The sequence below is a fragment of the Oceanobacillus timonensis genome, from assembly GCF_900166635.1.
In the GTDB taxonomy this organism is placed as follows: domain Bacteria; phylum Bacillota; class Bacilli; order Bacillales; family Amphibacillaceae; genus Oceanobacillus; species Oceanobacillus timonensis.
This window is the reverse complement of the sequence record NZ_LT800497.1, coordinates 2,688,835-2,713,144: the sequence shown is the minus strand read 5'-3', so window position 1 is coordinate 2,713,144 and position 24,310 is coordinate 2,688,835. Positions and strand designations below refer to the sequence as shown.

Sequence of the window (24,310 nt, the reverse complement as noted above, 5' to 3'; positions counted from 1 at the left end):
CTTGTCTTTTATTTTACAGTGAAGCGTCTTGAAAAAATACTATTTTGCTATTGAAGATGACGTAACGTAATATGGTTTAATAATGAGTAGGAGGTGCTATCGTGAAAAATGAAAATAAATTTTCCATCGGAGAAATCTCCAAGCTTACTGGAGTCACCGTCCGGACATTACAATATTACGATAATATTCAATTAGTACCATTACAAAAAAATGAAACAAGTAAACGGAGATATTATACAGAGTCCGACTTAACCCGGCTGCAACAGGTTCTGTTCTACAAATCTTTAGGATTAAAAATTAAAGATATTGCGACATTATTAGAAGAAAGCTCCAATGCGGAGCAGTTTCGGAATGTATTAGAAAAGCAGCGAGACATCTTTTACTATAAACTGCATGATATCAAAAGCAACATTGCTATGATCGAAACGAGTTTGGCCGGAATGGAAGAAAATGATGCACTTCCTTTGGGAAATCTGGTGCAATTAATGATTTCTTTAAATAAGGATACGGTTTATCAATATAAAGATGTTCCCTTTGATAAAAAAGCAGAAGATACTTTTATAGAGCATTATCAGAACCAAGAAGCAGTTATAGAAGTTTATTGGGACTGGAAAGCACTTATCCTGGAAGCTGTTGCGCATATACTCCATGATATCGAGCCGGAGAGTGAACAGGGACAGGACTTTGCGAAAAGGTGGATTGAGATGGTAGTAAGTATTACAGACGGAAGCAAGGAGTTACTCAATGTATATAAAGATTCTTATAAAAATCGGGAGCAATGGCCAAAGGAGGACCAGCAGCTGATTGACTTCACGAATACGTTTATCGATAAGGCGGTAGACCACTATTTATCTGCAGGCAAGGCAGACGTTTGGAGGAATCACAATGATTGAAATGAATCATTTAACGAAAACCTTTAAGGGTACCATTTCTGTGAATCAATTATCGCTGACCATTCAACCAGGTGTTGTGACTGGATTTTTGGGCCCGAACGGTGCAGGGAAATCAACGACGATGAAAATGATTTTGGGATGCATGCATCCGAGCGAAGGAAGTGTAACGATTGATGGGCAGCGTTATAAAAATTTGAAGCATCCAGTTTCTAAAGTAGGAGCTTTCATACATGCAGATGCAGTCAATCCCAAATTAACGGCAAAACAGCATTTAGAAATCATCGCTGCAGCAAGCGGTATTTCCGGGAAGCAAATAACGACAATGCTGAAGGAAACGGGATTGGAAAAGGTAACAGACAAGCCAATCGGCACATTTTCTTTAGGAATGAAACAGCGCTTAGGAATTGCCGCGGCTCTATTAGGTGATCCGGAAACGGTTATTTTAGATGAGCCATTTAATGGATTGGATGTGGACGGTATTCATTGGCTGCGTGCGCTGACGAAAAGGCTGGCACGGGAGGGAAAAGCAGTACTTGTCTCCAGTCACCTCATGAGCGAAATGCAAATGATAGCCGACCGGATGATTATTCTGGCACAAGGAAATCTAATTGCGGATATGACTATCGATGAATTAGCACAAAACAGTCTCGGTTCCTTTGTCAAAGTAACATGCGAAGATAATGACAAATTACAAGCCTTTCTAGCGAAAAAAGGGGCAGAGGTGAAACAGGCGGAAAACGGCGAGCTTCATGTTTACCAATTAGGCAAGGAACAAATTGGAATAACAGCAAAAGAAGAACAATTGGCTTTATATGAATTAACGAAAGTACAGCCTTCCTTAGAAGATTTATTTGTAGAATTAACAGAAGGAAAAGCAGATTATGTATCAACAGATACCCTTCTGACAAAAGGCAGGGAAACACCATGAGAAACATTATGCAAGCGGAATATAAAAAGATTTTCTTTCTTCGTTTTTCGAAAATGTATTTGCTTTTTACTATTGGAATCAGCTTAGCCCTCGGATTTATCTTTGCTGTGACTACCAATGTGACGCAGGGAACCGCGATTACAGATTTATCCGTCATGGAGGTCGTATCAGCAAATATGTTAGGTGTGGACCTCGCCAGTATTCTATTGATCGTTTTTACAGCGTTAACGATATCCAGAGAATTCACTGCAGAAACGATTTATACTACGTTAGCAACTGTTCCGAACCGAAAAAAGTTATTTTTAGGAAAATATATTATCTTTTTCCTGCTCTCCATCGCAATGAGTATTCTGATGGCAGCTCTCATATCTGACCAGTCAACTCATTCTGACGGCCAATAACATGCCGCTCGCCAGTTTAGCAGATACAGACATCCGGCAATTTGTTTTGGGTGTTCTGCTGATGCCGATATTTTACTGTCTGCTTACTGTTGCGGCAACGTTTCTTTTCAAAAGCAGCGGTGGAGGAATTGCTTTTTCTATTATTATATTGGCCATTCCCGCACTGATTCGTATGTTTCCGGGGTCCATTCAGCAAGCGTTGCTGCCAGTCACGCCTCAGTCGGCAATACACAGCTTGTCTGGCACAACCGGGTCAGAATCGTTTGAATCAACGGCTGCATTTACCAGTGTCAGCATACTGATTCTCTGGCTGGTAATCACTTCTGTCATAGCTGTAGTATCCTTTCATAAGAAGGATTTTTAATCAATCCTGCCTGCGTATGTTCCTGTAGCAGGATGCCGTTTTTAATACACGTTGTCATGCGTGGAAAACAATGACATTAAAACTTATTTCATATGGAGAGAACAATGAATATAAAAAAGATGTATCTATTATTAGTAAATATGCTGCTTCTATTCTTTTTGATTTTTTTGCTTTCCGTACAGCAATTAAACATATATGCAGTCATCTACGCTGTTTCGGCAGTACTTCTGATTGGCCATCTTTGGCTGTCACAGAATAAAAAAACAACAAAAATTATTTTCACGATCATTTATTTACTGATCATGTCTGCGCAGCGGGTATTTAATACGTTATTTGTGTTTTCCGGTACGGATGCCGGTATATTATTTCTCATGAAGAAAATGATTGCTGTAATTTTTATGCTGGTTCCTTTTTGTGTGTTGTATGTTATGTATTTATATACGATACAAAACGTCTTTTCCCATTCTGTAAAAGATGCTGCAACCATCAGTTTTAACACGATGAAAGAAATGCAAAAAAGTGCTGTCAGTTTGGGGGATAAATTGAAGAAAGGCAGGAGCTCATTATCCAGGGAAAATTTAAATGAAATCATGGAAGATATTCCAAGACACAGCTATACGAAGTATGTAAATAAAAATTCCTTAACCGATGCTTTCTTTGAGGAGTGTCAGCGAAGTTTAGCGGATGAGCATTTGTATATCGTTATTTCAAGTACCGGAAGTCCTGCAAGCGAGCTAATCGCTGTTTTTACTCAAAAAGTATATAACCATGTTTCCATCAGTTTTGACAGAGACTTAAAAACAATTGTGAGTTATAACGGTGGAGAAAAAGTTTCCCCTCCCGGATTGAATCAAGAGCAATTGATGCAATTTCACAAAAAGGACGATGCTGAAATATTAGTTTACAGTCTGAAGGTTTCCAGGGAACAAAAGCAAATGATTATAGATAAAGTAAAGGAAATGAATGACACAGGCAGTGTCTATAATTTTGTGGGGCTGGTTACAAAATTCTCCGTCCGTCCCAATATTATGTTTTGTTCACAGTTCGTATATAATATGTTGAAGGTGGCCGGATTGGAATATTTTCAGAGCCCCGCTACTAAAATAAAACCGACTGATTTAGTGGAAAAAGATTATTTTAGAAAATTGGCGTTCTGTTATCAAATTAAATTTAATGAGCTGTGAAATAATTGCTTGTTGTTACGTCATGCATCGGTCCAATTCTTTCATAAAAAATGATTGATGTTAATTATGCAGACTGCCTTTCTAATATAATAATGTACCCTTGATTGCATCCCTTTAGATACGATTCCGTTATCTAAGGGGATTTTGATGTCAAAAGAAAAATTTTTCATTCAAATCTTTACTGAATCCATTTGCGAATTCAAATCGTATAAGGAACTAAAGAAAACGAAGGCAGGTTTTGAATATGGAATATGAAACAGTTGTATTGAAAGAAATTCTGGATTGGCGTAATAAAATGTTGAAAAAATCCAGTCTTTTTAATCAGTTATCGAAAAAAGCACAAAAGAAAATGAATAACATGATCCCTGAGAAGGCGCATCAAATTATTACAGACAGCATTAAAAATATGGTAAAGGCTACGTTGGTCGGCTCCAATATGACAACTAAGAAACCCAAACCAACCGAACTTTCCTTGTTTGAACGGGATGAAATGGCCAAGGAAAAGTTAATCTCCTATCGTAAAACAGCCGTCGTTGAAGGTGCGGGAACGGGCGCAGGGGGCATTTTCTTTGGACTTGCAGATTTTCCGTTGCTATTGTCCATCAAGATGAAGTTTTTGTTTGAACTGGCAGCAGTTTATGGCTATGATGCCAATGAATATGAGGAGCGGCTGTTTATTCTCCATGTCTTCCAGCTTGCCTTTTCCAGTGATGAAAAACGGAAGGATACCTTTTATATACTTGAAAATTGGGAGCAGGAGAAGGGGGAGCTGGCTGATATGGATTGGCGTGTTTTTCAGCAGGAATATCGCGATTATATCGATTTGGTTAAAATGCTGCAGCTCATTCCAGGGCTTGGTGCCATCGTCGGTGCATATGCCAATCATAATTTGATGGATACCCTTGGAGAGACGGCAATGAATGCGTATAGGATGCGCCAGTTTGAACGAAATAAGTTGAAGAATCAATGAAAAAGCAACTGCTATCATAGTAGTGCATGTCACCCTGGAATAGTCAGATATACATGCTTATTCTTACAGAGGTAAAAATGGAGTTTCTAGTTAACCAAAAGACTGAACAAGTCTCGTAAGACTCAGCAAAATAAGGGCTGCTCCAAAAATTCGTACCAATAACGGTGCTATTTTATCAAATTTTTGAACCCAGCCTGCTCGCTCTTTTCCCAAAAGAAATTTCGCTCCAAAAAGATTGGTTGCTCCAACAAATAGGAAAATGATAGCTAATCCTGCTCCCTCGTATCCTTCAACTTGTTGCAAGGTTGAGGTCATTTCAAATCCAGCAAGAAAAAAGTTATGAATCGTTATCAATAATCCAATAAAGAACAGGTGAAAAGCAAAAAAATTCAGCAGCCGGCTCCGCGGCCATGAAATATACACACCTGTCGAGCCGTCATCCCATCCTTTGCCGTCACTTTGCATGTATCTCCAGGTCATAAACATCACAAACAAGCAAAACAGGAGCATACCTATTAATTTTATACACTCCCATAACACATCCATGTTTTGCCTCCTTTAGGCAAGTAAGGCTTATTGATAATATATATTTCCCTTATAGTGTGTGTTCAAACCCAATATCGAAGAAGATAGACTATCATTGCATGTGACAATGCCACAGATATTTACTGATGTTATGATGGTTTTTCCTCGTCTTTTGGCTTCCTTTTGGTAGATAATGAAGTGAAAAATAGGAGTATTTCTCACGCTTCACCATACATTTTTCCTCGGGTAAAAGCTGGGTGGAGTGAATGACGCGGGCAGAAATAAAGTAAATTCATGAGTGAAGCAAGATTGAAATGATAAAGCAGGATATCATCTTCCCCTTAATTATGAGGAGGAAAGGGTCTTTTATATCGTATTTTTAAATATTTGTGATATCATTAAGTACGTATAATCAAAAATGAAATGTTAACGAAAGGATGATATATAAATGGCTGAAAAATTGCCAAAAACCGTGAGCTTTCACACACTAGGATGTAAAGTCAATCATTACGAGACCGAGGGCATCTGGAGAATGTTCAAGGAGCAGGGCTATGAACGTGTGGATTTTGATCACGATGCAGACGTTTATGTAATCAATACATGCACGGTTACCAACACTGGTGATAAAAAAAGCAGACAGACTATCCGTCGTGCAATTAGAAAGAATCCGGATGCGGTTGTTTGTGTCACAGGATGCTATGCGCAGACTTCCCCTGGTGAAATTATGGAGATTCCTGGCGTGGATGTCGTTGTCGGCACGCAGGAACGAAAAAATATTTTTACCTATATTGAAGAGCATGAAAAAACGAAAGAACCGGTAAACGGTGTATCGAACATTATGAAAAATCGTGTGTTTGAAGAGATGGACGTACCTGTATTTACCGATCGCACACGGGCGTCACTCAAAATTCAGGAAGGATGCAATAACTTCTGCACATTTTGTATTATTCCGTGGTCAAGAGGACTACTGCGTTCCAGAGATCCTGAAAATGTGATTGACCAGGCTAATAAATTAGTCGAAGCAGGATATAAGGAGCTTGTCCTGACAGGAATACATACAGCAGGGTACGGAGAGGATTTAAAAGACTATAATTTTGCGATGCTGCTGGAAGAACTGGAACAGGTCGAAGGATTAGAGCGTATCCGTATCAGTTCCATTGAAGCGAGCCAAATTACAGATGAGGTTATTCGTGTACTGGATACAAGTAAAAAAATTGTCCGCCACTTGCATATTCCGCTGCAAGCTGGTTCCGATTCGGTATTAACCAGAATGCGCCGAAAGTATTCCACGGATTTTTACCGTCAAAAAGTGAAAAAAATACAAAAAGCATTGCCGGGACTTGCTATTACTTCAGATGTTATTGTCGGATTTCCGGGAGAAACAGAAGAAGAATTCCAGGAGACATGTGATTTCATTAAAGAAATTGGGTATTCCGAGCTTCACGTATTTCCATTCTCCCGAAGAACTGGAACGCCGGCAGCAAGAATGGACAATCAGGTGGAAGATGACGTAAAAGATAGACGCGTGCATGAATTAATTACCTTATCCGACCAGCTTGCAAAAGAATATGCTTCCAAATATCAAGATGAAGTATTGGAAGTGATTCCGGAAGAACATGCAAGTGAACAGGAAGATAATCATTTGATCGGATATACAGATAATTATATGAAAGTACAATTTGAAGGTTCAGCCGATTTAATTGGTAAAATTGTTAAAGTGAAAATAACAGAATCCGGATACCCGATAAATAAAGGTGTTTTTGTACGTGTGATGGATCATGCGACACATGTTGCAGAAAAAAACGCATAAAAGGAGATAACAATCATGAACTTAGCGTCTTATATAGACCACACATTATTAAAGCCTGAATCAACAAAGAACCAAATTGCAAAAATTGTCGAAGAGGCTAAAGAAAATAACTTTGCTTCTGTTTGTATCCAGCCGCATTGGGTTGTTTACTGTGCGAGTGAATTGAAAGATTCCCCCGTCAAAGTCTGTACGGTTATCGGTTTTCCTTTAGGAGCGACAACAACACAGACAAAGGTTTATGAAGCAAAAGAAGCCATCGAAAATGGAGCAGCTGAAGTAGACATGGTGATCAACATCGGAGAATTAAAATCTGGAAATGAAGCGTTAGTGAAAGCAGATATAAAAGCTGTTGTAGATGCTGCGAAAGAAAAAGCATTAACGAAAGTCATTATAGAAACGGCTTTATTAACAGATGAAGAGAAAGTGCTTGCCTGCCAATTAGCAAAAGAAGCAGGAGCAGACTTTGTAAAAACATCCACAGGATTTTCCGGCGGCGGTGCAACTGTAGAAGATGTAAAGTTGATGCGGAAAACAGTCGGACCGGAAATGGGAGTAAAAGCGTCTGGAGGAATACGTGATTTGGAAACAACGGAAGCGATGATCGAAGCCGGTGCAACACGAATTGGTGCCAGTGCAGGAGTGGAAATTGTTGCCGGTAAAGAAGGAACTTCAGATTATTAATAAATAACCATTGACCGTCCTGCAGGTTTATATTATAATTTAAAAAGGCATGATAGTCTATTCATGCTCGCATTAAAAATGGTTTTGTGCTTCGGAGGGAGGGAAATTAGCATGTCAAATAATACAACTCGCGTTCGTAAAAACGAGTCTCTTGAGGATGCTCTTCGTCGCTTTAAGCGTAGTGTATCAAAAAGTGGTACATTACAAGAATATCGTAAACGTGAACACTATGAAAAACCTAGTGTACGCCGTAAGAAGAAATCAGAGGCTGCTAGAAAACGTAAATTCTAAAGAAGGTGTGACGTATGCCGCTACTTGATCGATTAAATCAAGATATGAAGCAGGCGATGAAGAACAAAGATAAAGAAACCCTTAGCGTTATACGCATGGTAAAAGCTTCTATTCAGAATGAATCGATTAAGCTTGGAAAAGATACTCTATCTGAAGATGAAGAATTAACTATTCTTTCGAGAGAAGTGAAGCAGAGAAAAGATTCCCTCCAAGAATTTAAAAATGCTGGAAGAGATGATTTGGTTGACAAGACCGAAAAAGAACTGGAAATATTGGAACAATATTTACCAAAACAACTTTCAGATGAAGAATTAACATCGATCATTCAGGAAACAATAACAGAAGTGAATGCTGCCTCGATGAAAGATATGGGGAAAGTAATGGGTGCCGTGATGCCAAAGGTCAAAGGACAGGCTGACGGTTCTAAAATTAAACAAATAGTAGAGCAGGAATTGCGATAAAGAAAACCAACCCGATTCAGGGTTGGTTTTTTCAGTTATTTGGGGAGGACATTGGGAATAGATCGAATAAAAGAATCTATCATCATGTAAAATTAAGATGACGCTTTCTATTTTCTTGAAACATATGGTACTATCAAGATATACCCATCCACGAAAAATGAAACCTTTTATGAATTACTTTCGTATATAATAGGGAAGGTGCAGTATAAGGAGGTGATTCAAGTTGAAAAGGCATCGCAGGCGGTTAGCTGTATACATAATGTTTGTATCCGTGTTAACCTTCCTATCGATATTTACGTTCACTGGAACAGAGGCAGAAGCTGAACAAGGTGAAGGGGAGACCGTTTATATTATACCAATTGAAAGGGAAGTGGAGCGGGGTCTGGAAGCGTTTGTGAACCGGGCAACGACGGAAGCAATGGAAAATGGTGCAGACCATATTGTTTTTGAAATTGACACTCCTGGCGGCCGAGTTGATTCTGCCGGTCAAATTGGTTCCCATATCCGAGGCCTGACAGTACCGACAACAGCTTATATTGTCAATGAAGCATTATCTGCCGGATCTTACATTGCTTTGTTCTCGAATAATATTTATTTTAATCCACATGCAACGATGGGTGCGAGTGGAATTATTAATCAAGACGGGACAGCAGCTGATGAAAAAGCACAATCAGCATGGCTGGCGCAAATGAAAAGTGCGGCAGAAGCAAATGACAGAGACCCGATTTATGCTGCGGCGATGGCTGATAATAGTATTGACTTGCCGGAGTACGGAGCTCCTGAGGGGCAATTTTTGACATTAGGTCCCAGAGAAGCAGTTGAAGTAGGATATGCAGAAGGGATTGTTTCGAATCGTGCGGAGCTTTTAGAGGAACTTAATCTGTCTGAAGCAGATGTTGTGGAAACAGAACCTTCTATCGCAGAAGAAGCGGCGAGATTTTTAACGCATCCTGTTGTTATTCCTATCTTGTTATCTGTTGCCAGTATCGGTTTAATTGTAGAGCTGTACTCTCCAGGTTTCGGAGTCCCGGGAATATTAGGAGTGGTTTCGTTAATTTTATTCTTTTATGGGCATGTCGTTGCTGGATTAGCAGGAATGGAAGCTCTGCTCCTTCTTTTGATTGGTATCGGTCTTATCGTGGCAGAATTCTTTGTCACCGGAGGCATTTTAGGGGTGCTGGGAATCGGTGCAGTTGTCGGCTCTCTATTGATGTCGGGGTATGATTTGATGCATATGTCAATAAGTATAGGAATTGCCTTTTTAATTACTGTGATTATTGCTATTATCCTGTTTAGAAGAATTGGACTGAACAAAGGGATGTTCCGTCACATTGTATTAAGAGACAGTATAACAACAGAAGAAGGTTATGTATCCTCCGTGAATCGTTTGGAGCTTGTCGGACTTGAAGGAAAGACATTAACTCCGCTGCACCCTTCCGGACTGATTGAACTGGACAATGAAACGCTCGATGTTGTGACAGAAGGTTCTTATATTGATAAAGGGAAGCAAGTAAAAGTAATTCGGGTAGAAGGTGTTCGTGTCGTTGTCAGGGAAGTAAAATAATTTAAAATCTCGGGAGGAACATATGTGAGTAATGATACTATCATCCCGCTTGTGATTATTGCGGTTGTCATAATTGTTTTAGCAGTCTTTTTTACACTTGTTCCTGTAGCAATTTGGATTAGTGCCCTGGCTTCCGGGGTAAGAATCAATATCTTCAGACTGATAAGTATGCGACTGCGTCGAATTACACCTCAGCGTGTAGTTAATCCACTGATTAAAGCACATTTAGCAGGTCAGGATGTGACACTTCAGCAGTTGGAAAACCATTATTTGGAAGGCGGCAATCTGAGTAATGTAGTAAATGCACTCATTGCAGCAGATCGGGCAGATATTGATTTATCATTTGAACGTGCAGCTGCGATGGATTTAGAAGGTCGTGACGTCCTCGAAGTCGTTAGACAGAAGGTACATGAAGTATAAGGTAGTAAGAAAGTAAAATCATTTTTGAAATCAGGAGGAATCAGCATGGATCAAAATATTCTCATGCCGCTTATTATTATTGCGGTGATCGTTATTGCTTTAGCAATACTATTTACTTTTGTTCCGGTCGCACTATGGATCAGTGCCTTGGCTGCCGGAGTAAAAATCAGTATCTTTACACTTATCGGGATGCGTTTGCGTCGGGTAGTACCTAATCGGGTTATTAATCCGCTAATTAAAGCGCATAAAGCGGGTATGAATGTGAAAACCAATCAGCTGGAAAGTCACTATCTGGCTGGCGGTAATGTAGACAGAGTAGTAAATGCATTGATCGCAGCACAACGGGCAAATATTGATTTGTTATTTGAACGTGCCGCTGCAATCGACTTAGCAGGTCGTGATGTATTAGAAGCAGTACAAATGAGTGTCAACCCGAAAGTAATTGAAACGCCATTTATTGCTGGTATTGCAATGGATGGTATTGAAGTAAAAGCATTGGCGAGAATTACTGTACGTGCGAATATTGACCGTTTAGTCGGTGGTGCTGGTGAAGAAACTATCATTGCCCGTGTCGGTGAAGGTGTTGTAAGTACAATCGGTAGTTCCAATGCACATACAGAAGTGCTGGAAAATCCGGATATGATTTCTCAAACAGTATTAAGTAAAGGGCTTGACTCTGGTACAGCCTTTGAAATCCTGTCCATTGATATTGCAGATGTGGATATCGGTAAAAACATCGGTGCGATTCTTCAAACGGATCAGGCAGAAGCTGATAAGAATATTGCTCAAGCGAAAGCCGAAGAACGTCGTGCAATGGCAGTAGCGCAAGAACAAGAAATGCTTGCCCGCGTACAAGAAATGCGCGCGAAAGTGGTTGAAGCAGAAGCAGATGTACCACAGGCATTAGCAGAAGCATTGCGTTCCGGTAAAATGGGTGTCATGGATTATATGAACTATCAAAATATCGATGCGGATACAGATATGCGTGACTCTATTGGCAAATTGTCCAATGACAACAAAGATGACGACCAAAATAAGTAAGTAAAATGATAATAAAGGAGGGGGCATATGGGCTGGATACTTGATAATTTATATCTTGTTATTATCATTGTTTTCGGGATTATTTCTTTTCTGAGCAGTTCCGGGAAGAAACAGGAAGAACAAGAAAAAAAGCAGTCTAGACCTCCAAACAATCCGACACAGACCAGACAAAGACAGCAACGTTCTTCGACGCAAAGGGCAGGAACAAGGCAACAGGCACAAACGCAAAGAAAAAGAGAACAGCCCCGTGCACAGCGTCAAGTTTACACAGAAGGAGAGCGTCCGGATATTTCTGCTGGGAGTATTGAAGAACAGCAGAAAAAACAGATGGAACGTATGGCAAATCGCTATCAAACCTCTTCTCAAGAAAATCTGGAGGATGTTGAACAAAACTTCAACGACTTGAAGGTGGACCGTAAAAGCGAAGAAAATGCTCCTGGCAGGACCGAAATGAAAAAACGTGTCTCCGGGAATTTGGATGGAAAAGGATTGGTCAACGGTATTATTATGGCAGAAGTCTTGGGATCACCACGTGCTAAAAAGCCATATAGAAGTATCGTACAAAGAAGAAGATAAGAAAGAACCACATACCCTGATCGGCGCAACGTTGCCGTTCAGGGTATTTTTATGAGAAAAAAGGATTAATATCAAAATCTATGTTTGACATGATTATATAAATAAGCAAATGGAACGAACCAGCGAAGGATAATCGCCGAGACTCCTAAAAATTCGGATGTAAATTCTTTCTGGGGATGAAGGGAAGATCCTTCCGTTCCCAAGCGCTAAAAACTAGTTCTGTTCAAAGCATCATTTACATATGTATCAATGAGGGGGGATCATCATTGAAGAAATGGCAACAAAGAATCCGTTCGCTTTTAATGGAGCAATTCTCTCTTCCATCCGATGTTGTTATGGAAATGCCGCGCATAACAATTATTGGAAATTTGCATTTTTATATTGAAAATCATCAAGGGTTAGCATTGTATACGAATGAAGAGCTTCAACTAAAGGTAACAAATGGATTTGTAAGCATTAAAGGTCATTCTTTTGTACTGAAAATGATGCTTCCAAAAGAAATTATGTTAGAAGGAACGATTTCCGAGGTGCTGTTTTTAAATCATGAAAATGGAGAAAAGGATACCTGATTTTTCTATTTTCATCAGGTTTTAAGAAACTTCCTTCATGAAAATAATCATTCAAGTAAAAGCAGTATGTTTCTGTGCGAAATTTAAAATTGCAAATGGACAACAGGAGGTTGAAATGAAAAAACAAAACCCGCCGTCTATACGTGCTTACGTTACTGTTCAGGTAAAAGGGACCAGACCCGAACTATTCCTGCAAAAATGCGCTAGTCAGGGTATTTCAATCTGGGATGTTAAAAAAGTGGAAGAAGCATGCTGTCAGGCTACAATTATGCTCAAAGATGTGGGGGCTTTAAGAAAGATAAGGAGAGATTCTTTATACAAAGTTTCCTTTATGGATTCTAAAGGCTTTCCTTTTTTTCTTTCCAGGCTTGGCAGGAAAAAATTTTTACTTGCTGGTGTCTTCACGGGATTTCTATTTTTTTTCATTTTGTCTAATTTATTATGGTCTGTCCATATAACGGGTGTACCAAAAGAAATTGAAGAGAAAATAGAAACAGAACTGGAGGCATTTGGGATATACCCAGGTGTTTGGCTGTTTTCCCTTGCCACACCAAAAGATATTCAACGCCAGCTTTTAAATGAAGTCCCTGAACTGCTTTGGACAGGTGTTGAACTTCAAGGTACATCTCTGCATTTAGAAGCTGTTGAAAAAACAATTGTGGAAGAAGTTCCGCCTGGAGAGCCGAGGAACTTAGTGGCGACCAAAAAAGGGGTTATTTCTAACATGTATGTTTCCAAAGGACGAGCTATGGTCAGTGTCAATGACTATGTTGTCCCGGGAGAAGTTTTAGTGTCTGGTAATTTAAATGACAAAGAAGGGGAAGATAGTACGGAGACGGAAGAACAGGAAGAACAGCCTGATGAAGGCATTGCTGCAGAAGCAGAAGTCATTGCGAACACATGGTATGAAGTTTCTGTTACAGTCCCGCTACAATATCAAGCAGAAGAAATAACCGGAAACCAGAAGAAAAAGCATTATTTGCGTTTCGGAGATGTACAACTTCCGTTTTGGGGTTTTAGAGATCCTGATTTTGCTCATTCTCAAGTGGAGAAGCAGGAACAGCCTATCCATTTTTTAAAATGGGAGCTGCCGATGTCTTATGTTTCCAGAGAAATGAGGGAAACAGAGAAAATAGAGGAACAGCGAACAAATGAAGAGGCTGTAAACACAGGAATCGAGCAAGCTAAGATACAATTACAAAATGAATTGGGTCCGGAAGCTGTCATCATATCAGAAAAAATTTTACATGAACATACAGAGCATGGTAAAGTTGAATTAGTCTTATATCTTTCGGTAGAAGAAAATATTGTAAAAGAAGAACCTATTATTCAAGGAGACTGATTATGCCTGAAAACTTATTGGATATTGATTTACAATTAGAAGGTGCCAATGAAGCTCTTGCTTTGTTTGGTACGAATGATAAACATCTTAAACAACTGGAAGCTTTGCTTGGGGTAGACATTATATCCAGAGGCGAATCCATTCGCGTTTCTGGAGAGGAGCAGGCCGCGCAATTGGTTGAGGAAATTCTTCTGACCATTTTAAGCGTTATCAGAAAGGGTCAAACCATCTCACAACGGGATGTTGTCTACGCAGTAGAGCTGGCAAAAAAAGGAAAAATAAAACAATTTGAGACTTTATTTGAAGATGAAATCACCAAAAATTACAAAGGGAATGCTATCCGTGTAAAAACACTTGGACAGAAGCAATATATTCAGGCGATTAAATCGAAAGATCTCGTATTTGGAATTGGACCTGCTGGAACAGGGAAAACATACCTTGCTGTTGTTATGGCAGTACATGCCATGAAAAACGGCCTTGTCAAAAAAATTATCTTAACCAGACCGGCTGTAGAAGCAGGAGAGAGTTTAGGATTTTTGCCAGGGGATTTGAAAGAAAAAGTAGATCCTTATTTAAGACCGCTCTATGATGCATTGCACGATGTGTTAGGTGTAGAGCATACGGCGCGTTTAATTGAAAGAGAAACGATTGAAATAGCCCCGTTAGCGTATATGCGTGGCAGGACCCTGGATGATGCTTTTGTTATATTGGACGAAGCTCAAAATACCACGCCGGCTCAAATGAAAATGTTTTTAACACGGCTTGGTTTTGATTCGAAAATGATTATTACTGGGGATATGACACAAGTGGATCTTCCGAAAGGGATTACATCCGGATTGAGGGTTGCAGAGCGGATGCTGTCTTCTGTTGATGGCCTTTCCTTTGTACATCTGCAGGCAACAGATGTAGTACGCCATCCACTTGTTCAAAAAATAATAAATGCTTACGATACAGAAAGCGGAAATGAAGGATGAGACAACAGAACGTCTCATCCTTGTTGTTCATGATAAGCGATTTTGAAATATCCTTGCTTTAACCATACATATACAGGTAAGTTCAATGAATGTTTTTAGTGTGTCCTTTTGTTGGCTGCGGCACAACAATCGTATCCGTCAAACTCAATAGCCTATAGCGAATCAAATACAGACGGCAACAAACACAGGATGAGGTGAAAGTGTTGAAAAAAAGATGGAAGAAAGTCCTTTCTTTTTTTAAAAACAGACGTAAATATTTCATTGCGATTATTCCGGCACTTATTATCGGTGTCATTGTTTTTATAACTTTATTGGATAATGTGCGTACCAATACATATGATATTCAGCGTTTTGCTATCTCTGAAGAAACAATACGGTCGCCGATAACAATTGAGGATGAACAGGAAACAGACCATCGAATCAGAGAAGCGGTCAATGCTGTCCCTGATCGATACAGTATCTCTGACGAAGTAACGGAAGAAAGATTAAATTATATTAATGAAATCTTTGAAGCTATCATAACCATAAAAGAAGAATATAATGAGGAGTCGGAAGAATCGTATCAGGAAGAAGTAACGGAGTTAAGGTCGCTGCTCTCAGAAGAAATCAACACAGAAATTTCAGAAGACACATTCCTTTTATTATTGCAGCAGTCAGAGGCAGATTTAGAAGAAGCGGATACGGCCCATTCGCAGAGTTTGGAAAAGGTATTAAATCAAGGGATACGGACAGGGAATATTCAATCTGCAGTAACAAATATTGAACGAGATTTAATGGATTTAGATGTAAATGCAAATTTACAGGAAGCTTTAAGGGAGTTAGCCGCATTCGCTGTAGTAGAAAATTCATTTTTTGATTATGAGGCAACCGCCCAGGAGAAAAAGGATGCTGCGACGCTTGTCGATCCAGTAATTATCCGAGCTGGAGAAACCATCGTTCGTGAAGGGCAGACAATTACAAATGAAATCTATGAACAGCTTGAATTGGTAGGAGTATTATCACAAGAAGGAAATATATATCCCCTTCTTGCATTAGGATTTCTGGCAGCTATTATCGCTTACTTTTTTGGAATGGAATGCCTGCAAATTGCTAAAAATAACAATTGGAGTGTACTGCCGATTACTGCTGTTTTATTATTGAGTATGCTGGCTATTTTCATTATGAAGATTCAGAGTTATTTCTTTGACCAGTCGAATGCATTATATTTAGTGACGCCGATTGCAGCTATTGCTATTTTATTAAAAGTATTAATCAGCGAACGTTCAGCCATCCGCTTGGGCATCTTATATGCTGTATTAGCAGCGTTTATGTTTAATAACTACATTGCCGGGATGTTGCATGTAGAAGCAGCTGTTTATTTCCTATTTTCACAGCTTGCTGCGATTATGCTGATGAAGAAATGGAGTGAGCGTCTTGTTATTTTAAAAACAGCAATTGGATTATTTATCATCCATTCTGCTGTCATTACTCTATTTCTATTCCTGTCTTTTGAAAAGTATACATGGGTTGATGTGTTTTTATACCTTGGTTTTGGCATGATAGCTGCATTTCTTTCTGCTGTTTTGGCAATTGGGTTATTACCATTATTTGAAAGCTTTTTAGGAACGTTGACAGATATGAAACTCCTGCAGTTAGCTAATCCCAATCAGCCGCTCTTAAAAAGGCTGCTGGTGGAAGCGCCTGGAACATATCATCACTCGGTTATGGTGGCGAATATCAGCGAGACAGCTTGTGAAGCGGTTGGGGCAAATGGTTTATTGGCACGGGTAGGAGCCTATTATCATGATATCGGTAAAACGGTGCGGCCGGAATTTTTTATTGAGAATCAAATGCCGAATAAAAATCCACACGATAAATTACCGCCTAAAGAAAGTGCCGATATCATTATCCGGCATACAACGGACGGGGGCAATTTATTAAAAGCGCATAAAATGCCTGAGGAAATCATTGATATCGCGAAGCAGCATCATTCCAATTCCTGTGTTCAATTCTTTTACATGAAGGCAAAGGATCTGGACCCGGAAACAGATGAAGCGGACTTCAGGTATCCTGGACCAAAGCCGGAAACAAAGGAAACGGCGATTATCTGTATTTGTGATTCGGTGGAGCCGGCAGTTCGATCCCTACAGGAACCGACAATGGAACAAATTGATTCCATCGTTGCTTCCATTATTAATAGTAAAATTTCAGATGGACAATTAGATAACAGTCCTTTAACATTAAGGGAGTTAAAAATCATTCAACATACGGTTTGTGATTCTGTGAAAGGGATTTTCCATTCCAGAATTCAGTATCCGAAGAAGGAAGGCGATAAATAATGCTTATTGATTTTCAGGATGAAACACATGCTGTGTCAGATCAACATAAAGAACTGATCGAAAAACTGCTTACCTTTGCCGGGAAAGAAGAGAATGTCGCTTCGGAAGCAGAGATTTCCATCAGTTTTGTCGATAATGAACAGATTCAAGTGATTAACAGAGATTATCGTGGTAAAGATAAACCGACAGATGTTATTTCATTTGCAATGCAGGAAATGGAAGAGGAAGAGCTTGAAATTGTCGGAGAAGGTTTACCAGTTGTGCTTGGGGATATTATTATTTCAATTGATAAGGCAAAAGAGCAAGCGGAAGAATATAATCACAGCTTTGAGAGAGAGCTGGCCTTTTTAGCATTACACGGATTCTTACATCTGCTTGGATACGATCATATGAATACAGAAGATGAGCAGAAAATGTTTCAGAGACAAGATGATATCTTAGGTGCATTTGGCATTGAAAGGTAAGAAACACGTTGTAGGATTCCGTTTTGCTTGGGCAGGACTAAAAACGGTTGTGAAAAAGGAATCTAATTTTCAACTGCATCTGACCGCGACTGCACTCGTGGTTGCAGCTGGTTTCTTTTTCCATCTTTCTCTCATCGAATGGGCAGTTATTTTATTGACGATAGGTCTTGTACTTATTACAGAAATGATAAACAGTGTCATTGAGCGGATTATGGATTTTACCCAACCGGGTTATGATGAACGGATAAAAGAAATAAAAGATATCGCAGCAGGCGTCGTGCTGGTGACAGCGATTATTTCCGTTGTCGTCGGAGTCCTTGTATTCGGCCCTAAGATCATGCAATTGCTGTGATGGTATATATTTCTATATAAATTGAACTTCACTTTCTCACTTTTTAGAGTAACTTCAATTCTATAGAAATAGGGGGAGTTTCTTCCATACATCTGTTGCCAAAGAGTAGAAGGTAAGGTGTAAGGCTACCGCTGCGGTGGACCGTTTTGCTTTCCTAGGGGCACGCTCTTCAGCTAACTTTTGCCAAGAAGAACGCTTGGCAAAAGGGCATCTTCAGATGGTGCTGATCCCTCAGGAGTCAAAACGGTCCGCCTCCGCTAGTGGGGTATTCTACACGGTTGAAATAGTTGAAGCCATTCCTATGGCAGACTAAGAACGTAACATCTTGAGGTTGGGACTGTGATAATCGATGTTGTCAGGTTAATTATTTTTTTAAAAATAATATTCGATACAGGTAAATATCGATAAAACGAACTAGCGTAGTGTTTTTCCGCAGCGAGCGTCAGAAAGTGAAATATTAATTTCAAGTTATATAATAGACAAAAAGGGAAGTTTTTATAAAAACTTCCCTTTTTGTAATTCATTGTATCTTTATTAAAGGTTTTGTCGATATAGTGAAACCAACTAAAAAATGTAGTATGATAGGTAACAAGTAAACAATAGGAATTCGGAGGAAAGCAGCATGACAAATCAATTTAAATCAGGATTTATTGCAATTATCGGCAGACCAAATGTTGGAAAATCGACTTTTATGAATCGGGTTATCGGACAAAAAGTAGCCATAATGAGTGATAAAGCGCAAACGACAAGAAATAAAATACAGGGTGTTTTAACTACGAAAGAATATCAAATGATTTTCATTGATACGCCGGGAATCCATAAACCAAAGCACAAATTGGGTGATTTTATGGTACAGGTAGCAGAGGATACGTTGAATGAAGTGGATAGCATTTTATTCATGATTAACGCAGATGAAGGCTATGGCCGTGGAGATCAATACATTATTGATTTACTGCAAAAAGTAAAACAGCCTGTTTATCTGGTTATTAATAAAATCGATAAAATTCAACCGGAAAAGCTCATGCAGATGATTGACCAATATAAGGACTTGTATGCATTTGCTGAAATCATTCCAATATCTGCACTGGAAGGAAATAATGTGAATCATTTATTGGATGTACTTGCAGAAAATATGTCTGAAGGTCCGCAATATTATCCGGAGGATCAAATAACAGATCACCCGGAAAGATTTATTATTTCGGAGCTTATCCGTGAAAAAGTATTACATCATACCAAGGAAGAAATCCCTCATTCGATTGCTGTGGTTATTGAAGGTATAGAAAGAAATGAAAATGAGAAATTGCTTGTGCAGGCAACTATTATTACGGAAAGAAGTTCACAAAAAGGAATCTTAATCGGTAAGCAAGGGAGCATGCTGAAAAAAATCGGTCATCAGTCACGCCGTGATATAGAAGCATTGCTCGGATCGAAAGTATATTTAGAATTGTGGGTAAAAGTGAAAAAAGATTGGAGAAACAGACAGAGTCAATTACACGAATATGGTTTCCGGCTTGATGAGTATTAAGAGATGTGTTCAACATAGAGAATGTCACATTTCATTATTTCTTGAACATCTTTGTAAAGATGGTAATTTTTAATACTAATGAAAACAACAAAATCGAACCAACCTATAGAAGAAGCGGGATTTTTAATATGAAGCTGCACTTTTAGCGAGTGCTAATGTTTAGTAAAAAATAAATTGGAAAGGCGGGGTTTCTTGTGTTAAATGCAACATGGAATTTATTTTATCAAACAGGAAACATTGAAACCTATTTATTACTAAAAGAATTGGAGCAGCAAGAAGAATTAAACCCGGAACAGGAACAAAATAATCAGGCAGACTCTGCTGCCTCTAAAGGTATGGACTTGCCATCTTTCTAAGCGAATGTTCAAGAGTGTAAAATGATAAGGGAGCATTTCTGAAATAGACCAGCTTTTTGAACATGTACCTCAGATATTTTTTAGAGAACGTTTATATTTTCTGTTCAATATAAAGTAAGGCCGGGTGATGGAATATGTTGGAACAGATAGATGGTATGGTATTAAAAACAAAAGATTATGGTGAAACGCATAAATTAGTAACAATCTACAGCGGAAAAGTCGGTAAATTTCAGGCGCTGGCAAAAGGTGCAAAAAAGCCGAAAAGCCGAATGGCTGCCGTTACGCAGCCATTCGTTTTCACCCGCTTTTTCGTCTATATGAGCAGTGGACTGAGCACCATACAGCAAGGTGAAATATTGCATTCACATCGAAGCATCCGTGAAGATTTTGTGAAAACAGCTTACTGCTCCTATATAGCAGAACTTACAGATAAACTGGTAGAGAATAAACATGCAGATCCATATTTATTTGAACAATTTCAACAGACAGTAACGTGGATTGAAGAAAATGAACAAGCAGAAATTCCGATTATTATGTATGAATTGAAACTGTATAAAACAGCCGGATTTGCCCCGGTTTTAAATCAATGTCTGAACTGCGGAAGTACACAACAGCCTTTTGTATTTTCTGTTGTAGAGGGCGGGTTTCTATGTCCTGCATGCCGTCATATCGACCCGGAAGCAATCGAACTTTCCACGAAACTGGCCAGATTGTTATATCTTTTTTCTGAAGTAGAATTAGAACGCATCGGCACTATCCGGATGAAACCGGAGAATGTGACATTGCTCCAGACCATTTTAAAGGAATACTATGATCGCTATGGAGGATATTATATTAAGTCACGGAAGTTTTTGGATCAGCTTGATTTATTTAAGGAATAATTGACAAGCAACAGGGGAATGGAGTATGATTTGTACATATAGTGAAATTTTTATGCAATAGTGGATTTTTTGTGATAATGCTGTTTAAAGAAATCTAATATGATGATGAAATAAAACTGTGATGATAAAGAAAAGTACTGAAATATTTTCCGTAACAAGCGATTCCGGGACGGTGTGAGCCGGATTTACAGGGGTTTCAGGAAGGAGCTTTGGAGCAGCAGAAATGAAAAGCGGCTCTCAGAAACGGGAGCAAGTAGGGTGGAACCGCGGTTGAAGCCGTCCCTATGTCTGTTTGGATGACAGACATAGGGACGGCTTTTTGTTTCGTTTTAAAACCCTGTCTATCCTTACAGCAAATTTCTTTCCCATTTAAAGGAGTGGAGTAAATGAATATCCAGGAAATGATTTTAACATTACAAAATCATTGGTCAGAACAAAATTGTATCTTAATGCAAGCATACGACACAGAAAAAGGTGCAGGAACGATGTCTCCAATGACATTACTGCGCAGCTTAGGACCAGAGCCGTGGAATGTTGCTTATGTAGAACCTTCCAGACGTCCGGCAGATGGCAGATACGGGAAAAACCCGAATCGTTTGTATCAGCACCATCAATTTCAAGTCATTATGAAACCTTCTCCGGAAAATATTCAAGAACTGTATTTAGAGTCGCTGAAAAAGCTCGGGATTGACCCGCTCAAGCACGATATTCGCTTTGTAGAGGATAACTGGGAGAATCCGACACTCGGTGCAGCCGGTCTAGGCTGGGAAGTATGGTTAGATGGAATGGAAATTACGCAATTTACTTACTTCCAGCAAATTGGCGGTTTGGAAGCCAATCCGGTAACAGTTGAACTAACATATGGCATTGAACGGTTAGCATCTTACATTCAGGATAAAGAAAATGTATTTGATTTAGAGTGGAATAATGGTGTAACTCTCCGTGATATTTTCTATCAGCCTGAATATGAACATTCTGTCTATACATTTGAGACATCCAATACGGATATGTTATTTGATTTGTTTACGAAATATGAACAGGAAGCAAGAACGACTATGGAACATGGACTTGTCTTTCCGGCGTACGATTATGTTTTAAAATGTTCGCATACGTTTAATTTGTTAGATGCGAAAGGGGTTATTTCGGTAACAGAAAGAACAGGTTATATCAGCCGTATTCGTAATCTTGCCCGCAGCATTTCAAAAGTTTATGTTCAAGAACGCGAAAAATTAGGTTTTCCAATGTTGAAAAAGGAGGCAAACTAAGGTGGCACAGGATGTATTGATTGAAATCGGGTTAGAGGAGCTTCCGGCCCGCTTTATAGATGACGCAGAGCAGCAATTTTTAGATAAAACCATACAATGGCTGGATGAGCAGCGGATTTCCTATGCTTCTGCGGTTTCTTTTTCAACCCCGCGTAGATTGGCAGTTCTCGTAGAAGCGATAGCGGAGAGTCAGGCATCGGTTGAGGAAGAGGTAAAAGGACCAGCTATAAAGATTGCGAAAGATGAACAGGGAAATTGGACGAAAGCAGCAGAAGGTTTTACCAGAGGACAGGGAAAAACAACAGAAGATATCTACGTCAAAGAAGTCAAAGGAACTTCCTATATTTATGTGAAAAAATATATTGAAGGAAAACCAGTGCAGTCCTTGCTTCCGGAGTTTAAGGATATCATTGAGTCTATTACATTTGGTAAAAATATGCGCTGGGCGAATGAAACGTTACGTTATGCACGGCCAATACGCTGGTTAATGGCGTTGTATGGCAACGAAGTGATTCCGTTTGAAATTGCGCATGTCCATACAAGTAATATCACATATGGCCATCGTTTTCTCGGTGGGAAGCTTATCATAGAGGCACCGAAGCAATATGAACAGCTGCTGGAAGATAACTATGTTATCGCCGATGCCAAAAAACGGGAAGCGAAAATTGTAGCACAGTTGAACGTCTTACAAGAGGAAAATGCATTTCACATTCCAGTGGATAAAGGTCTCTTAAGTGAAGTAAAAAACCTTGTAGAATATCCAACAGCATTTGTGGGCAAATTTGCTTCTTCTTTCTTAGAATTGCCAAAGGAAGTTCTGATTACCTCTATGGCGGAACATCAGCGCTATTTTCCAGTGGAACGGGACGGTGTACTGTTGCCTGAATTTGTCGGAGTAAGGAACGGTGACGACTTTGAACTGGAAACAGTTGTCAGAGGGAATGAGAAGGTACTGCGGGCACGTCTTGCGGATGCGGAATTTTTCTATGAAGAAGATAAAAAGCTCTCGATTGATTTCTTCCAGGAGAAGCTTTCCCGGGTTGTCTTTCAGGAAAAGCTAGGCACGTATACAGAAAAAGTGCAGCGGGTCCAAAAGATTGCAAGTCATTTAGCAGAAGAACTGCAATTAAAAGAAACGGAAGAAATTGCACGTGCTGCTGAAATTTGTAAATTTGATTTAATGACGAATATGGTAAACGAATTTACAGAGTTACAAGGTGTCATGGGTGAAAAATACGCTGCGTACTTCGGAGAAACGCAGACCGTTTCGCAAGCTATCCGTGAGCATTACTTGCCGAAACAGTCTCATGGCAGTCTTCCTGCTACGGCTGTCGGAGCAGTATTAAGTATTGCGGACAAAATGGATACAATTGCCGGCTGTATTGGTGTTGGGCTTATCCCGAGCGGTTCACAAGATCCTTACGGTTTAAGAAGACAAGCAATGGGAATTTTACGGATTTTGAAAGACCAGCATTGGAATATCACCGTTGAATCATTGACAGAATATACATTAGCTGTATTACAAGATTCGGATTTAACGCTGAACACTTCTGCAAGAGAAGAATTACAGTCCTTTTTCGTTTCCCGTGCTGAATACTTAATGCGTGAAGAAAATATCGAAACAGATATTATTCATGCTGTAACGGATAACCAATTAGGGGTATTCCATTTTGCTGTAGAAAAAGCACATGTCTTATCAGCGGAAAAAGCGAATGAACAGTTTAAATCATCCCAAGAAGCACTGGTACGTGTGCTTAATTTGGAAAATAAGGTAGAAGATAAACATCATAAAGCCAACGCTTCCCTTTTTCAAACAGACTCGGAAAAAGAATTGTATGACGCGGTACAGAAAGTCAAAGCAAGTTATACAGAAGAATTGGATGCACAACACAGCGAAGATGCACTGCAGCTGCTTGCAAATTTAAGTGCTGATATCCATGCATTTTTTGATCACAATATGATTATGGACGATAATGAAGAGATAAGAAAAAACCGTTTAGCTATTATTCACGAGCTTTCCGAACTTATCCTGCAATATGCAGATTTACGGAAAATAGCTTGGAAGCAGCATGCGTAAATAAATATCTTTTTGTTTCGTAAAAAGGTATTTTAGTGAATAGAGTCGAATTATAATAACGTACGATGTTTTTAAATA

The 24,310-nt window shown here is 39.3% G+C and carries 26 protein-coding genes; 25 read left to right on the top strand and 1 reads right to left on the bottom strand.

Annotated elements, in window-relative coordinates; genetic code table 11:
• Positions 1–101 precede the first annotated feature (101 nt).
• From B7E05_RS13300 to B7E05_RS13275, 6 genes are all read left to right on the top strand, one after another.
• Positions 102–893 carry a MerR family transcriptional regulator gene (locus B7E05_RS13300; RefSeq protein WP_179134540.1) on the top strand — a complete coding sequence of 264 codons (792 nt, stop codon included), beginning with the start codon at positions 102–104 and terminating at the stop codon, positions 891–893.
• Complete coding sequence (locus tag B7E05_RS13295; RefSeq protein ID WP_080874652.1) at positions 886–1,821, top strand: ABC transporter ATP-binding protein; 936 nt, start codon at positions 886–888, stop codon at positions 1,819–1,821. The genes B7E05_RS13300 and B7E05_RS13295 overlap by 8 nt, the downstream gene beginning before the upstream one ends.
• Positions 1,818–2,222, top strand: coding sequence for an ABC transporter permease (locus B7E05_RS13290; RefSeq protein WP_080874651.1), 405 nt, complete (start codon positions 1,818–1,820; stop codon positions 2,220–2,222). The genes B7E05_RS13295 and B7E05_RS13290 overlap by 4 nt, the downstream gene beginning before the upstream one ends.
• 1 nt (position 2,223) lies before the next feature.
• Positions 2,224–2,586, top strand: a complete 363-nt coding sequence (locus B7E05_RS13285) for a hypothetical protein (protein WP_080874650.1) — start codon at positions 2,224–2,226, stop codon at positions 2,584–2,586.
• A gap of 104 nt (positions 2,587–2,690) precedes the next feature.
• Positions 2,691–3,770 carry a YiiX/YebB-like N1pC/P60 family cysteine hydrolase gene (locus tag B7E05_RS13280; RefSeq protein ID WP_080874649.1) on the top strand — a complete coding sequence of 360 codons (1,080 nt, stop codon included), beginning with the start codon at positions 2,691–2,693 and terminating at the stop codon, positions 3,768–3,770.
• A 244-nt stretch (positions 3,771–4,014) separates the two neighbouring features.
• Positions 4,015–4,740, top strand: coding sequence for an EcsC family protein (locus tag B7E05_RS13275; RefSeq protein ID WP_143833237.1), 726 nt, complete (start codon positions 4,015–4,017; stop codon positions 4,738–4,740).
• Between the two features lie 90 nt (positions 4,741–4,830).
• Here the strand turns inward: B7E05_RS13275 and B7E05_RS13270 are convergent, their stop codons facing one another.
• Positions 4,831–5,286, bottom strand: a complete 456-nt coding sequence (locus B7E05_RS13270; RefSeq protein ID WP_080874647.1) for a hypothetical protein — start codon at positions 5,284–5,286, stop codon at positions 4,831–4,833.
• A 427-nt stretch (positions 5,287–5,713) separates the two neighbouring features.
• Here B7E05_RS13270 and mtaB point away from each other — a divergent pair, with 427 nt between their 5' ends.
• From mtaB to glyS, 19 genes are all read left to right on the top strand, one after another.
• On the top strand, positions 5,714–7,075 hold the full coding sequence (gene mtaB, locus B7E05_RS13265) for a tRNA (N(6)-L-threonylcarbamoyladenosine(37)-C(2))-methylthiotransferase MtaB (RefSeq protein WP_080874646.1): 1,362 nt from the start codon (positions 5,714–5,716) through the stop codon (positions 7,073–7,075).
• Positions 7,076–7,090: 15 nt separating this feature from the next.
• A complete protein-coding gene (gene deoC, locus B7E05_RS13260; RefSeq protein WP_080874645.1) occupies positions 7,091–7,756 on the top strand; it encodes a deoxyribose-phosphate aldolase in 666 nt (221 codons plus the stop codon).
• A 111-nt stretch (positions 7,757–7,867) separates the two neighbouring features.
• Positions 7,868–8,047, top strand: a complete 180-nt coding sequence (gene rpsU / locus B7E05_RS13255) for a 30S ribosomal protein S21 (RefSeq protein WP_040980621.1) — start codon at positions 7,868–7,870, stop codon at positions 8,045–8,047.
• Between the two features lie 14 nt (positions 8,048–8,061).
• Positions 8,062–8,508: a GatB/YqeY domain-containing protein gene (locus B7E05_RS13250; protein WP_080874644.1), complete on the top strand. Its 447-nt coding sequence runs from the start codon at positions 8,062–8,064 to the stop codon at positions 8,506–8,508.
• A 259-nt stretch (positions 8,509–8,767) separates the two neighbouring features.
• Positions 8,768–10,072: an NfeD family protein gene (locus tag B7E05_RS13245; RefSeq protein WP_080876308.1), complete on the top strand. Its 1,305-nt coding sequence runs from the start codon at positions 8,768–8,770 to the stop codon at positions 10,070–10,072.
• Between the two features lie 24 nt (positions 10,073–10,096).
• On the top strand, positions 10,097–10,492 hold the full coding sequence (locus B7E05_RS13240) for a flotillin-like FloA family protein (protein WP_080874643.1): 396 nt from the start codon (positions 10,097–10,099) through the stop codon (positions 10,490–10,492).
• A gap of 45 nt (positions 10,493–10,537) precedes the next feature.
• Positions 10,538–11,533 carry a flotillin-like protein FloA gene (floA, locus tag B7E05_RS13235; RefSeq protein ID WP_080874642.1) on the top strand — a complete coding sequence of 332 codons (996 nt, stop codon included), beginning with the start codon at positions 10,538–10,540 and terminating at the stop codon, positions 11,531–11,533.
• Between the two features lie 27 nt (positions 11,534–11,560).
• Complete coding sequence (locus tag B7E05_RS13230; protein ID WP_080874641.1) at positions 11,561–12,109, top strand: hypothetical protein; 549 nt, start codon at positions 11,561–11,563, stop codon at positions 12,107–12,109.
• Positions 12,110–12,375: 266 nt separating this feature from the next.
• Positions 12,376–12,678 (top strand): sporulation protein YqfC, encoded by a 303-nt coding sequence (gene yqfC, locus B7E05_RS13225; protein WP_080874640.1) that lies wholly within the window; start codon positions 12,376–12,378, stop codon positions 12,676–12,678.
• Between the two features lie 115 nt (positions 12,679–12,793).
• A complete protein-coding gene (gene yqfD / locus B7E05_RS13220) occupies positions 12,794–14,020 on the top strand; it encodes a sporulation protein YqfD (RefSeq protein ID WP_080876307.1) in 1,227 nt (408 codons plus the stop codon).
• A 2-nt stretch (positions 14,021–14,022) separates the two neighbouring features.
• Positions 14,023–14,994: a PhoH family protein gene (locus B7E05_RS13215; protein ID WP_080874639.1), complete on the top strand. Its 972-nt coding sequence runs from the start codon at positions 14,023–14,025 to the stop codon at positions 14,992–14,994.
• Between the two features lie 200 nt (positions 14,995–15,194).
• On the top strand, positions 15,195–17,312 hold the full coding sequence (locus tag B7E05_RS13210; RefSeq protein ID WP_245833093.1) for an HD family phosphohydrolase: 2,118 nt from the start codon (positions 15,195–15,197) through the stop codon (positions 17,310–17,312).
• Entirely contained in the window at positions 17,312–17,776 is a 465-nt protein-coding gene (ybeY, locus tag B7E05_RS13205) for an rRNA maturation RNase YbeY (RefSeq protein WP_080874638.1), read from the top strand. Before B7E05_RS13210 ends, ybeY begins: the two co-directional genes overlap by 1 nt.
• A complete protein-coding gene (locus B7E05_RS13200) occupies positions 17,766–18,128 on the top strand; it encodes a diacylglycerol kinase family protein (RefSeq protein ID WP_080874637.1) in 363 nt (120 codons plus the stop codon). Before ybeY ends, B7E05_RS13200 begins: the two co-directional genes overlap by 11 nt.
• Before the next feature lie 622 nt (positions 18,129–18,750).
• Complete coding sequence (gene era, locus B7E05_RS13195) at positions 18,751–19,653, top strand: GTPase Era (RefSeq protein ID WP_080874636.1); 903 nt, start codon at positions 18,751–18,753, stop codon at positions 19,651–19,653.
• A 194-nt stretch (positions 19,654–19,847) separates the two neighbouring features.
• On the top strand, positions 19,848–20,009 hold the full coding sequence (locus B7E05_RS13190) for a YqzL family protein (RefSeq protein WP_143833236.1): 162 nt from the start codon (positions 19,848–19,850) through the stop codon (positions 20,007–20,009).
• A 134-nt stretch (positions 20,010–20,143) separates the two neighbouring features.
• Positions 20,144–20,890, top strand: a complete 747-nt coding sequence (gene recO / locus B7E05_RS13185; protein WP_080874634.1) for a DNA repair protein RecO — start codon at positions 20,144–20,146, stop codon at positions 20,888–20,890.
• 386 nt (positions 20,891–21,276) lie between these two features.
• Positions 21,277–22,155: a glycine--tRNA ligase subunit alpha gene (gene glyQ / locus B7E05_RS13180; RefSeq protein WP_080874633.1), complete on the top strand. Its 879-nt coding sequence runs from the start codon at positions 21,277–21,279 to the stop codon at positions 22,153–22,155.
• A 1-nt stretch (position 22,156) separates the two neighbouring features.
• Positions 22,157–24,232 (top strand): glycine--tRNA ligase subunit beta, encoded by a 2,076-nt coding sequence (gene glyS / locus B7E05_RS13175; protein ID WP_080874632.1) that lies wholly within the window; start codon positions 22,157–22,159, stop codon positions 24,230–24,232.
• The last annotated feature ends 78 nt before the right edge of the window (positions 24,233–24,310 follow it).